Source organism: Shewanella sp. Isolate11, from assembly GCF_022398315.1.
GTDB lineage: Bacteria > Pseudomonadota > Gammaproteobacteria > Enterobacterales > Shewanellaceae > Shewanella.
In genome coordinates this window covers 198240-210968 of record NZ_JAKEVF010000003.1, presented here as the reverse complement: position 1 = coordinate 210968, position 12729 = coordinate 198240, and the positions used below count along the sequence as shown (strand labels likewise).

The 12729-nt window shown below is 44.4% G+C and carries 10 protein-coding genes; 6 read left to right on the top strand and 4 right to left on the bottom strand.

Annotated features, from left to right (window positions below):
- Positions 1-71 precede the first annotated feature (71 nt).
- Both L1D21_RS10050 and L1D21_RS10045 read right to left on the bottom strand, forming a co-directional pair.
- Positions 72-500 (bottom strand): thioesterase family protein, encoded by a 429-nt coding sequence (locus tag L1D21_RS10050; protein WP_239845111.1) that lies wholly within the window; start codon positions 498-500, stop codon positions 72-74.
- 200 nt (positions 501-700) lie between these two features.
- Entirely contained in the window at positions 701-1480 is a 780-nt protein-coding gene (locus L1D21_RS10045) for a transporter substrate-binding domain-containing protein (RefSeq protein WP_239845110.1), read from the bottom strand.
- 297 nt (positions 1481-1777) lie between these two features.
- Here L1D21_RS10045 and L1D21_RS10040 point away from each other — a divergent pair, with 297 nt between their 5' ends.
- The 5 genes from L1D21_RS10040 to L1D21_RS10020 all read left to right on the top strand — a co-directional run bounded on the left by L1D21_RS10040 (position 1778) and on the right by L1D21_RS10020 (position 10017).
- A complete protein-coding gene (locus L1D21_RS10040) occupies positions 1778-4810 on the top strand; it encodes an EAL domain-containing protein (protein ID WP_239845109.1) in 3033 nt (1010 codons plus the stop codon).
- Positions 4811-4959: 149 nt separating this feature from the next.
- Positions 4960-6240: a DEAD/DEAH box helicase gene (locus L1D21_RS10035; RefSeq protein ID WP_239845108.1), complete on the top strand. Its 1281-nt coding sequence runs from the start codon at positions 4960-4962 to the stop codon at positions 6238-6240.
- A gap of 22 nt (positions 6241-6262) precedes the next feature.
- Entirely contained in the window at positions 6263-7336 is a 1074-nt protein-coding gene (locus L1D21_RS10030) for a GTP-binding protein (RefSeq protein WP_239845107.1), read from the top strand.
- A gap of 136 nt (positions 7337-7472) precedes the next feature.
- Positions 7473-8816: an MATE family efflux transporter gene (locus L1D21_RS10025; RefSeq protein ID WP_239845106.1), complete on the top strand. Its 1344-nt coding sequence runs from the start codon at positions 7473-7475 to the stop codon at positions 8814-8816.
- A 130-nt stretch (positions 8817-8946) separates the two neighbouring features.
- Positions 8947-10017, top strand: coding sequence for a TonB family protein (locus L1D21_RS10020; RefSeq protein ID WP_239845105.1), 1071 nt, complete (start codon positions 8947-8949; stop codon positions 10015-10017).
- Between the two features lie 60 nt (positions 10018-10077).
- On the opposite strand, the gene nadK is transcribed toward L1D21_RS10020, so the two are convergent.
- Positions 10078-10956, bottom strand: coding sequence for an NAD(+) kinase (nadK, locus tag L1D21_RS10015; protein WP_239845104.1), 879 nt, complete (start codon positions 10954-10956; stop codon positions 10078-10080).
- Between the two features lie 100 nt (positions 10957-11056).
- Between nadK and grpE the strand changes: the two genes are divergently transcribed.
- Positions 11057-11674 carry a nucleotide exchange factor GrpE gene (grpE, locus tag L1D21_RS10010; protein WP_239845103.1) on the top strand — a complete coding sequence of 206 codons (618 nt, stop codon included), beginning with the start codon at positions 11057-11059 and terminating at the stop codon, positions 11672-11674.
- Between the two features lie 127 nt (positions 11675-11801).
- Here grpE and L1D21_RS10005 read toward each other — a convergent pair whose 3' ends face one another.
- Positions 11802-12413: a hypothetical protein gene (locus L1D21_RS10005; RefSeq protein WP_239845102.1), complete on the bottom strand. Its 612-nt coding sequence runs from the start codon at positions 12411-12413 to the stop codon at positions 11802-11804.
- Positions 12414-12729: the final 316 nt, after the last annotated feature.

The window sequence follows — 12729 nt, the reverse complement described above, 5'->3', positions numbered from 1 at the left end:
ATGAGCTAGAGTATGTTGAGGTTTCAATTAGGCCAAGCTTGCATTTACTGACTTAGCCAATATCGATGAGGTTAGATATGTTGACTCAGTTGGGCGATAAGCTCTGCAGACATTGGCGATAGTTGGCGCTGCTTATTCATGCATACCATCTCAATTGTCGCTGTGACGGCAGGCTTAATACCATTAGGTCGCCAAATCTCTTGCTGCCATACGGTGCGATATTTACTCTCAAAATAAAACTTAGTCCGAACATCTACTATCTCGGCAAACTCGATCCCGTCATGACACAACATATCGCTACGATACACAGCGAATCCAAGCCCTTGTTGCTGCCATAGCTGCGCCAGCTTGTCAGCACCAATTACATGCTCTCGTGCTCGTTCGAAATATTTTAAAAAGTTGGGATGATAGACAACACCTGAAAAGTCAGTGTCTTCATAATAGATCTGCACCGGAAAATGGAACGTCTGGCTGAACTGATTTGGCGTGTTAGTGCTCATAACTCTTTGGTGTTATTAAATCGATTTAGGTCAGTAGCGTATCATATTCCAATAGCAAGCTGACTAGGGCGAGTTGATCTTTTAAGTTTGGTTTCGCAGCTGTTCCCGAGTTCAGGTTAGATAACCAGTCGTCACAGCTCATGCCGCGATTAAAATGCTTTTATTTAGAACGAAAATTAAACAGCAAAGATAATCACGTCCTAATAAGTTGTGTATTGTTGTTTTTCTATGGCTAAGGAACTCATTATCTGCTGGTAACGGCCGTCACTTTTGAGGGCTCTTATACCTTGATCAAGTTTTTCTGCAAACAACTTTGAGTGGGGGCGAGATTGAGAGAAGGCGAGATAAAGATCACCGGTATGGTTATGCACGCTTTTGTTGATCACATGGGTGACGCCCATAGTCGTTAAATATTGATTGGCGACTTTTTCATACATGATAGCAGTATCAATTCTATTTAATAACAATAGATTAATTAATTGATGATGATTGTCGACCTCGATAAATTTAAGCTGAGTGAGGGATTTGAGTTCATCACCATAATCATAGCCGCGGATGATGCCAACGATACTGTTTTTGGGGATATCCCATTTGGAGTTGACATTAAGTGGATGGCTATTGTTCTGATAAAAATAGGCGCTGGCACTAAATAGTGGCTCATTACCAAAGATGAATTTGTCTTGGTTCGCCTGTTCTTTGTGTAAATTAAACACGCCATCGACGGCGCCTTGTTGTGCCATCACTACGCCTCTGGCATATGAGACCACTATGCTATCGACATTGATTCCTTCACGGGCAAAGGCTTCATTAATTAAAGTGTGAGATAGACCTTGACCATCATGGTCGGCGAAAGGAGCCCAGTTATTTTCAGCCGCCAGTTTGATGCTGGACATTTCAGTTTGCTCGGCTTGAACGGGGTGTTGGCTGATAAGTAACAATAGCATTGAACCTAGATAGGCCCATCGAGAGAGTTTGATCATCTTGATCCTTGAAATATAGCGTCCTTGCTAGCCATGATAAGGCTTTTTGCTGGCAGCGCAAATGAAGTTTGAGTTTTCACGTTGTTTAATTTTTTATTTGGTGTAAGTGAATTTAGGTCTGAGCAGAGTAAAACGATGTCAGAAGCCTTGTATTGATGAAATAAGTTGCCTATGTAATAACGCAGTCAGATTGTGTTTCAGCAAAGACAATCTCAAGGTAAGTGAATATTTTTTCTCAGAAACTCTGTTAAACTGAACTAGACCATATTTTGTAGAGCACACTCACTTAACATATATATGACGCAAGAAACCCTACTGGCCATTTTACAAAATGCCGCGTTGCTGCTGATTTTAGTTTTCATTTACGATGCGGTTCCACGCCAGCAACGTAATGAATATTTTCTGCTGTGGCGATTATCTACCGGGATCACTATTGGCTTGATCACCATAGTCACTATGCTCACGGCTTGGGAATATGGTGCAGGTATTTTCATTGACAGCCGAGTGGTGATCATCGCCGTCTCCGGATTGTTCTTCGGCGGTTTACCTACTTTCATTGCAGCTTCTATGGGTATTGCTTATCAATTAATTGAAGGTGGTAGTGCGATATTTGCCGGTGTTCTGGCCATTATTTTGGCGGCATTGCTTGGCACCGTCTGGCGTAAATTTCGTAAAAAACAGATTGCCAACATGGGCTTTAAAGAGCTGTATCTGTTTGGTTTTATTCTTCACCTTGTCACTCTGGCTGCATTTTATTTATTGCCATTTGAATTGTTTATCAATTTGATGTCGCAAATCGCTCTTGCGGTAATGTTGGTATATCCGGTGGTGACCGTACTCGTTGGATTACTGCTCTCTCGTCGTTTTGAACAAGAACGATACGCCGAAGTGCAGCTGCAAGATGATTTTATTTTCCGCTCACAATTTGATGTAGGCAACATGGGGATCGCGATTGTCCGGCCCGATGGCCACTGGATTAAAGTCAATCCACGGCTGTGTAAGATGCTCAAATACAGTGAAGCAGAGCTACTCGCTTTACCATGGACAGATCTGGCTTATTATGAAGATGTTGAGGCTGACAAGGTGCAGTTTGAGCAGATGATGAATGGTGAGATAGAAGCTTATGAACTGGACAAACGCTTTGTCGCCAAAGATGGTGAGATTGTTTATACCCATTTGACTGTGGCTTGCCGTCGGGTGAATCAAAGCGTTGAAATGATCATCGGTGGGCTAGTCGATATCACCTTGTACAAGCTGACCGAGCGGGAAGTATTGGCCAATGAAGAGCGGTTATCTTTGGTGCTAGAAAGTAGTGATTTAGGCTTCTGGGATTGGGATATTAAAACTGACAAAGTTGAGCGGAATCTCTGGTGTGCTGAGTTGCTTGGCTGTGATTTAGAAACATTAAACAATGAAAGCCGTTGCTGGATGGATGCAATTCACGAGCATGATAGAGTTGCGGTATTTACCACTATGGATCAACATCTTAAAGGCGAAATCGACAGTTATAATATCGAATATCGACTGATCAGTTTAACGGGCGAGGAACATTGGATATTTGACTCAGGTAAGGTCGTGAGTCGTGATGCCAATGGTGCCCCTGTGCGTATGTGTGGTATTCATTCCAATATCACCGAGCGTAAACGCTTACAGCAATCTCTCGAATTAGCCGCATCGGTTTACAACAATTCCAGTGAAGCCATGAGCGTACAAGATCATGACGGCAATATCATAACCATTAATTCGGCCTTTACCGCGATTACGGGGTACAGCGAGGATGAGGCGCTAAATCAGCATATCACCATGCTGAAATGTGAAGAGAGCACCAAGCAGTATATCGTCTTTGCTGATGCCATAGCGAAGAGTGGATATTGGCAAGGCGAGTTGTGTCTTAAGGGCAAAGATAACCAGCCTTTGATGGTGATGCTGACCATGAACACCATTTACGATAAACAGGGTAAAGTGTTTCGTTATGTGGCGCTGTTTTCTGATATCACAGAGAAAAAACAGGCAGAACATATTATCTGGAAACAGGCGAATTATGACCCGTTAACTGGCCTGCCAAACCGACGAATGTTGCTGGAATATTTAGGCAGTGAAATTCTGCGTACCGACAGAAGTCAGCGCCATTTTGCATTGATGTTTCTTGACTTGGATTTTTTCAAAGAGGTTAACGATACTCTTGGCCATGATATGGGGGATTTGTTGCTACAACAAACAGCCCAACGTCTTAAAGACTGTATTCGTGATTCCGACGTAGTTGCACGTTTAGGTGGCGATGAATTTACCGTGGTGTTGGCCGATATTGAAAATCCTACCAGTGTCGAACGTGTAGCGCAGGCCATTTTAGAGAAAATTGCCGAGCCGTATAAATTAGGCGATGAGACCACTTATATCAGTGCCAGTATAGGTATTACTATTTATCCAGACGATGCTACCGACATCGAGGGTTTACTTAAACATGCGGATCAGGCGATGTATGCGGCCAAGGAACAGGGCAGAAATCGCTATCATTACTTTACCCCATCTATGCAGGAATATGCCCGTTATCGAATGACTCTGATTAAAGACTTGCGCAATGCGATTGCACAAAATGAGTTTGAGATTTATTACCAGCCGATTATTGATCTGAAAGATCAGAGTGTGTTTAAGGCCGAGGCGCTAATTCGCTGGAATCACCCAGAGCGCGGCTTAGTCTCTCCGGTAGAATTTATAGCTTTGGCGGAAGAAACCGGCTTAATAAATGAGATTGGTAATTGGGTCTTTGAAACCGCGGCGCATCAAGCCGCAAGCTGGCGAGAGAAGTTTGGTTTTCAAATTCAGATCAGTATTAATAAATCGCCAGTACAGTTCCGTGATGAAGGGGATATTTTCAATCGTTGGTTAGACCTATTACGTCAATTGTCACTCTCGAGTAACGCTATTTGTGTCGAGATCACCGAAGGGTTGATTCTGGATGCCTCTATGGGCGTGACCGATAAGTTACTGGCATATCGCGATGCGGGGATCCAGGTTTCTCTGGATGATTTTGGTACTGGTTATTCATCATTGGCGTATTTAAAGAAATTTGATATCGATTATCTTAAAATCGATCAATCTTTTACCCGCAACCTAGCCACAGAAGACGACGGGGTCGCTTTATGTGAAGCTATTATTGTCATGGCGCATAAATTAGGCATTAAAGTGATAGCCGAAGGGGTTGAAACGGCCGAGCAACAGCAGATTTTAACTCAGTCGGGTTGTGATTATGCCCAAGGTTATCTGTTCTCTGAACCGCTGCCTTTAGCGGAATTTGAGCAACGTTACTTGTCATTATTGGTCTTGGAATAGCTTGCGACCAAATTGAATCTCAAGATTTAACCGTTTTTCAATCTGTTGTTTGTTTGCCATTGGTATTAAATGGTGATTATCCTTATTGAGCGGTATTTGATAGACTCCGCGCTCTTTTGCTGTTCCCTATAAATCTATCGAGCCTAAATATGAACTTTGACTCTCTCGCAATAAATCCTGCTCTGATCCAAGCGACCGCGTTATGCGGTTATCAGCGTTTGACCGAGGTGCAGTCCAAGGTGATCCCGATAGCAATTAAGGGGCTGGATGTCATGGCATGTGCGCAAACGGGCACAGGCAAAACCGCGGCATTTAGTTTACCTTTCATACACCGCTTACTGGCCGCCGATAAACCTCGTGGTCAACTTAGGGTGTTGGTGTTAACGCCAACTCGCGAGTTAGCGATTCAGGTCGGCGAGAGTATTAGCCGATATAGCCAGCTAACCGATTTAACCACACTTGCCGTTTACGGTGGGGCCAACATCAATCCTCAACGTAAGGCCTTGGCGCAAGGCGTCGACATTTTAGTGGCGACCCCAGGTCGATTATTCGATTTGATTGGGCAACATGGACTCGATTTAAGCTCGGTTGAACAACTGGTGATCGATGAGGCCGATCGCATGTTAGATCTGGGTTTTGTGAAAGACATTGAGCGGGTCAAAACCTTAGTGGCACCGATCCATTCGACTCAGTTGTATTCGGCTACCTTTAGCAATGCCATTAAAACGCTAGCGACTAAGATGCTTAATCAGCCGCAATGGATCAATGTGGCCGCTAATGAAACGGCGGGCACGATAGCGCAAGAGATCTATCCTGTCGATAAACGCCGTAAGGCTGAGTTGTTAGCCGAGCTGGTGGGCCGTCATAACTGGCAACAAGTCCTCGTCTTTGTCAGTAGCAAGGAAAGTGCCGAAGCCCTACATAAAGAGCTGAAGCTCGATGGTGTTAATAACGCTGTTTTTCATGGTGATAAGACTCAAGGTGCACGTAATCGCGCTTTGGAACAGTTTAAGTCCGGCGAGTTAAGAGTCATGGTCGCCACCGATGTTGCCGCACGTGGTATCGATATTAATGCACTGCCTTTGGTGATTAACCTTGAGCTGCCTTTAGATGCTGAAGATTATGTTCATCGTATCGGCCGTACGGGGCGAGCGGGCATGGCGGGGCATGCAATCTCATTTGTGGCGCAAAGTGATGAGAAGATGCTCAATGAGATAGAAGCCTTGATTGGTCAAACTTTACCGAGAAAAGTGATCCCCGGTTATGAGATAGGTGCGCCGTTACCAGAGCGTTACCGTCAGCTCGATACCAGCAGCGATAAACCCAAGAGTCAGCAGCGTCAGTATAATAAACGTAAACCTGCTGCGGATAAACGGGGCCAATCTAACAGCTATGCCAGCCGCCGAGCGAATAAGTCTCGTCGAGTATAGGCTGCTTGCTGTGGAGCAATAAATGATTTTTAAAGCTATTCCAACTCATGTGATCACCGGGTTTCTTGGGGTCGGCAAAACCAGCTTTATTCAATACTTATTGGCGAATAAACCCGAAGATGAAGTATGGGCAGTATTGGTTAATGAGTTTGGTGAGATAGGTATTGATGCCAGCTTACTCGGTGGACAAAAGCCATCGGTGGCGATTAAAGAGGTTGCGGGTGGCTGTATCTGCTGCGCTGCGGGTGTGCCGACCCAAGTGGCAGTTAATCAACTGATAGCTAAGGCTAAACCGGATCGTCTTTTTATCGAACCGACTGGGCTTGGCCATCCAAAAGCGATCCTCGACACCTTAAGTCAGCCGCATTTTCAACAGGTGATTTCCCTTAAATCCACCTTTTGTTTGGTGGATCCACGCAAGATAGCCGATAGCCGTTATCGTAACCACGACACATTCAATCAGCAGCTTGAGATTGCAGATCTGATCCTCGCCACTAAAAAAGATCTACTGATTTGCGATGAGTTACAGCAGTTGCAAGCTTATCTTGATAGTAAAAACATTAGCACCGCTGTCGAGGCTATCAGCTTGTTGGAGGATGACCTGAACTGTTCCGGTGAGTCGATTTTTAGCTGGTTAAGCCGTGAATACTGGCAGCAAGCTGCAGCAAAATATCGCTGTTCAACGGCGTCAAATAACAGTGAGTTAAGCGCGGCGAGCCAGTTACAAGCTGCAGGCACTTCGCTATTTCGGGTGAAAGAAGATCAACCGAATATCGACTTCGATGCTGATGGTATTTGTCATAAACATAATCAGCATGATGGCCGTTTCAGCGCGGGTTGGGTGTTTGATTGCCATTATGAGTTTAATTTCGATGCTGTGATGGCGTGGGTTAAGCAGTTACCAACGACGCGTTTAAAAGCGGTGTTGATTTGTGATGAGGGCATTGCGGCGATAAACCGTATCGATGAACAACTTACTGTGACTGAGCTCGATGATGCCATGGACTCTCGTCTTGAATTGATAACTGATACGCCTATCGCAAGAGAGACAATACAACAGCAATTACTCCAATTATCTAAACGCTTTAACGGCTAGCAGCACAGCTAATATTACATCTAATACCACATCGTTATTTTTGATATTCTGCCGCTTGAGCTGCTGTTTAAATTGGCGACTATCTGCTATCTTCGCCTTCTATTTCTTGATTGACTGATTAGTGTGATCCGCCACTATGCACTCCGCCGCCGAAAACGATCAAAGCCTTGCCATCGAGCCCATAGGTAAACTGGTATGGCGATATACGATTCCCACCATTCTGTCCATGTTGGTGACGGGGATTTATGTGGCTATCGATGGCATGTTTGTTGGTCATCACTTAGGTGAAGTCGGCCTAGCAGGAATGATGTTGGCCTACCCTGTAGGGGCGATTCTGTATGCCATTGGCGCGCTATTAGGCATGGGCGGCGCGGCATTAGTGTCGATTAACCTAGGTCGTAACGATATCCCGCGGGCAAGAAAGATTCTCGGCAATACCTTTAGTCTGTGTTTACTTGCTGGAATCTTGTTTGCTATCAGCGGCGTGTTATTTAGCCGCGATATTTTGATCTGGCTTGGGGCTGAAGGTGAGGTGTTAACCAGTGCCGATAAATACCTGTTCTGGTATTTTTTCCTAGGCGTTTTTCCTGTTTTAGCGATGGCGTTTACCGCACTGTTACGTAACGATGGTCGCCCTGGTTTCGTTACTTATGTGTTGATTCTCAGTGGCTGCTTGAATGCGCTGCTGGATTGGTTGTTTATCGTGGTGTTTCCCTTTGGTTTAGCTGGCGCCGCTATAGCCACCATGATCTGCCAGGCGGTCACGGCACTGTTATGCTTACAGCATTTCTTTACCGCAAAAACTCGATTACGGATCAATCTCGAACAGATGGTATTAAGTTTGGATAACTGCCTCAATATCGTTAGAGTCGGCTTTCCAAGCTTTCTGATGAATCTGTATCTTTCTATTGTTCTGACATTGCACAACACCGCATTCTTATGGGTAGGTGGCCCTATCCATGTGGCGGCTTTTGGGGTGGTGAGTTACGCCGAGGCCTTGTTCTATTTAGTTTTTGAAGGCATAGCCTTTGGTACTCAGCCCATTTTCAGTTTCAATGCGGGAGCCAAACGATTCGACAGGGTTTTTGCCACCTTAAAGGTTGCGGTATGGATGGCATTGATTACGGCGGGGATAGGCTTGTTGTTTATCTATATCGTACCGCAATATTTGGTCTATATCTTTGCTGGAGATAATCCTCAATTAACCCCTGTAGCGACTGAAGGAATGCGGCTTTATTTTTGGGGGCTACCATTTGAGGGATTAATTCTGGTGGGCGCAGCCTTCTTCCAAGCCATTAATCGACCTAAAGAAGCATCGATACTGACAGGAAGTAAACTGTTATTAATCGCTATCGTTATCTATCTGTTTGCTTGGCTATTTGGGGTCACAGGTGTGTGGATCTCTCTGGCAAGTTGCAGCTTAGTGTTAACTCTGTGGATGCTTTATACCTTATCAAAGCTATCTAAACGATTAAGATAGTGCTGTATTTGAGGCAACTTTTGAGATAGCCGCTTAGGAATTAATGAGCCTTAAGTCAGTGGTTGTTATGAGGCATAAAATTGTTATCATTAACAATAAAGTACAATTTTACAGATAAGGATGTTTGTTCATGTTGAAGCCATTGTCTCCAGCAGCACTATTTTTGAGTGTCTTACTTTTTACTCCCACCAGTTTTGCCTCTCCTTTTAGTGAGAGTTATAGCGCTTATCAGCAGGCCGTTGCAGAGAAAAATGCGCAACAGGCTGTAGTTCATGCAGCTAAAGCGTTTGAGCTTGGGCAATCGTATTTTGAACCAGACAGTATAGATGTGGTCAATCTTGAGCTCAATTTAGCCTTTGCCTTGCAGGATAATGGGGAGTCAGAAAAGGCTCACCCTCATTTTATGCAGGTGTTAAAACGATTCGAGACTCAGTATGGTGAAGATGGCTTCGAGTTACTCGATCCCCTTATCGGCAGCGCGCAAACCATGTCTGCGACTGAAGAGAAAGTCGACTTATTTGAGCGTGCTATCGAGATTGCCGAGGAGGCTAAGCAGCCATTACTGCTGGCAAAAGTAAAGATGCTTACTTTTAAAGGGTTAAAAAACAGTAAGTATTATACTCGAACAGTGAGAAATCATGCCTTAGAGGCCTATGAGATTTATCTGCAGGAATTACCCAGTGATGCCAGATTAAGGGTTGAGACGGCATTTTACGTGGGCTCGATTAAGGCTGCCGAGAAACGTCCCTCTGAAGCAATCGAGCTTTTAGAGGAGGTGGTAGAGCAGTTGTCAGCTTTGGACTTTAGTCATCCCTATCTGTTGGTTTCCCATGCGAAATTAGTTGAGCTTTATGAGTTTAAGGGCTTGAGTGAAAAATCGACCAAGCATTGTATTGCTATCGGCAGCATGAAACCTTGGGCCGATAGCCAGGAGCAATTACCGCTTTATCGTGATGTTCCTAATTATCCTGTTTCTTATGCGCGTAGGGGCAAAGAGGGCTGGACTGAGATGGAATTTACCGTCGATGAGATGGGGTTTGTGAAAGATCCCAAAGTATTGTCCTTTGAAGGCGGAAAGTTATTTAATCAGGAGTCAATGGAAACCATTCAACGTTGGCGCTATGCGCCGAAATTTGTCGATGGAAAACCCGTAGCAGCCCAGGCTAAAGTGCGTTTGGATTATCGATTAGGTACTAACTAGTCCGTGTTAAATAATAAAAAGCCCCGATTAATATTGGGGCTTTTTATTGGAGATTGCTTTTTAAAACAGCTTACTACCCCAGCCAAGTTTATTTCGCAGTACATGGAAATAGTTATAACCCTTGGGATGAATTAAGCGTAAACGCTCTTCACTACGGCGGATTATAATCTCATCCCCAGGCATTACTGGAAGCGCCACATGGCCATCACAGCTTACCTCTAAGGTATCGCCGTTATCGGGTGACACGACCAATTTAATGGTGCTACAAGCATCGACCACTATGGGACGGCATGACAAGGTATGGGGAAACATAGGCACTAAAATCAATGCTTCCAGATTGGGTGTTAGAATGGCGCCGCCAGCCGAGAGTGCATAAGCGGTAGAACCTGTAGGCGTTGAAACAATCATACCGTCGGCGCGTTGGCTATACATGAATTTGTCATCAATATAGACTTCAAATTCTATCATATGAGCAATTTTACCCGGGTGAAGTACGGTTTCGTTAACCGCGGTATTGCTGGATTTCATCGTGCCATGGCGATGGACTTCTGACTCTAATAAAAAACGGTGTTCGGTTTCAAAGTCGCCCTGCAGTACTTTCCCAAGCGCCTCTTCGAAGGTATCTGGAGGTAAATCGGTTAGGAAGCCGAGGTTGCCTCGGTTAACACCGATAACACCGATATCGAACCGTGCTAATACCCGTGCTGCACCCAGCATATTACCGTCACCACCCACGACGATAGCCAAATCGCAAGATTCACCAATTTGCAGTAGATCAACGGAATTTACGTGAGGGCCAATTTCAGCGGCGACGCGCTCTTCTACTTGAACCACATAGCCTTGCATTGTTAACCAATGATGCAAGCGCTTTAAGGTTTTGTTTGTCCCAGTGTGATGGGGTTTGCCAATTAAGCCAATTGTTTTGAACACTTTGGTCATATTTGTCTTTGATCCATGCCTTAGGGCTTGAAACCTCAAATTTGATCCCCATAATATGCGCAGAGCATGCAGAAACAAAGCATTTTTAGCTGGAGTAATAATGAGCAACGAATCAAGCAAAGCACAAGAACCACAGATCGAAGAGACCACCGAAGCCCAAGTAGAAACCGAGGTGGTTGAAGATGCAGCCAGTTTGATGGATGAGCTAACCCAGGCTAATTTCCGTATCGAAGAACTTGAGCAAGCGGTAACAGCGGCTGAAGCTAAGGTTGAAGAGCAGAAAGATTCAGTGATCCGCGCCGCTGCCGAAGTCGACAATGTGCGTCGCCGTGCCGCAATGGATGTAGAGAAAGCACATAAGTTCGCCTTAGAAAAATTTGCTAATGAACTGCTCCCTGTTATCGACAACATGGAGCGTGCATTACAAGGCACTAACGCCGAAGATGAAGCGACTAAAGCGATTTATGAAGGCGTTGAATTAACCTTAAAGAGCTTTACTAGTGCAGTAGAGAAGTTTGGCTTATCGCAACTTAACCCACAGGGTGAAGCGTTCAATCCAGATCATCATCAAGCCATCGGAATGCAGCCAAGTGAAGAGTTTCCTGCCAATACCGTTATGATGGTGATGCAGAAAGGTTATATGCTCAATGAGCGTTTATTGCGTCCTGCTATGGTGATGGTATCTCAAGGTGGCGCATCGATAGATACCCAAGCTTAATTTTTATACTTATTCAAAGGCTGCTTTTAAGCAAAAGCGGCTTCGAGCTAAAAATTAATATTTAAAAAGCAACCGGATTGAACCTAAAAGGGATTCTGCCAGTTGCTTTTTTTATGCCACTGATAGACTAAGAGTTTGCTTGGCAGTTAAAGGGGCTTAAATCAATCCTGTGGATTGATCCATTTTTATCTTTGTTATCAATCACCAATTTATTTCTACTCAAGTAAAAGTCATATAAACCCATCCAATCCATTTGGGTAATATAGGTTAATTTGTAGCGATTAAATGCTAATGGGCATTTTAAATAAAAATGGTGGTAAGCCTTGCCCATTGCTCCAGGATCGCTGGTATGAACATAGATGGCGCGCTGTTCAAAGGCTTTCTCTTGATGAAGATAGTCGCTGGAGGAGGGAAAAATGCCGTTCCAGAATATTCCTAAACACAGCAGGGGAATTTGAAGAAGCGCAGCAATATAGCTAGTTGCAATAAAGCCGTTTCTGACAAAAGTATTGGTTAGAGTGTGTCTAATGACTTCAATTTGGTTCATCACCAGGTAGATAGATACAGTAACGCAAATTAATTTGATGAGTCGCAGATAGTGACTCAATTGATCCATAAAGGCCGGCGACTGCCAGTTTAATCCCCAAAGCGTTCCTGCATGCCCACTTTCAAACAAAGGAAGATAGAGACAAGCTGTGATAATGATAAGTAACTTCGGCGTTTTAGAGGGGGATTGCAATGGCTAAATTCCTTTTAATGCGACAGCTCTTAATCGGCAGTATAGATTAACCTGAGCTCTGGATAAGCCGAGCCGCTGAATAGGTATCTTTGCGTGCCTCTCTGTGTTGCTCTGTCGTACACCATAGCTCGCTATGGTGTACGACAGAGCGCCTTGATATGCCCAAAAATCTGCGCATTCAGTCAGAAAATAGCCTTTCCTTTTCGAACTAATTCTTTATAGCACTGAATTAGCTTGTTAAATTTAGATTTTCCGACACTCGTTATCCCGAGTTCAGGTTAGATTAACCTGATGTCGGTAGTTTCAATAATCAACA

Bases quoted from the DNA above. Each gene is read 5' to 3' on its own strand.
- L1D21_RS10050 (WP_239845111.1), bottom strand. From the start codon at position 500: ATGAGCACTAACACGCCAAATCAGTTCAGCCAGACGTTCCATTTTCCG.
- L1D21_RS10045 (WP_239845110.1), bottom strand. From the start codon at position 1,480: ATGATCAAACTCTCTCGATGGGCCTATCTAGGTTCAATGCTATTGTTA.
- L1D21_RS10040 (WP_239845109.1), top strand. From the start codon at position 1,778: ATGACGCAAGAAACCCTACTGGCCATTTTACAAAATGCCGCGTTGCTG.
- L1D21_RS10035 (WP_239845108.1), top strand. From the start codon at position 4,960: ATGAACTTTGACTCTCTCGCAATAAATCCTGCTCTGATCCAAGCGACC.
- L1D21_RS10030 (WP_239845107.1), top strand. From the start codon at position 6,263: ATGATTTTTAAAGCTATTCCAACTCATGTGATCACCGGGTTTCTTGGG.
- L1D21_RS10025 (WP_239845106.1), top strand. From the start codon at position 7,473: ATGCACTCCGCCGCCGAAAACGATCAAAGCCTTGCCATCGAGCCCATA.
- L1D21_RS10020 (WP_239845105.1), top strand. From the start codon at position 8,947: ATGTTGAAGCCATTGTCTCCAGCAGCACTATTTTTGAGTGTCTTACTT.
- nadK (WP_239845104.1), bottom strand. From the start codon at position 10,956: ATGACCAAAGTGTTCAAAACAATTGGCTTAATTGGCAAACCCCATCAC.
- grpE (WP_239845103.1), top strand. From the start codon at position 11,057: ATGAGCAACGAATCAAGCAAAGCACAAGAACCACAGATCGAAGAGACC.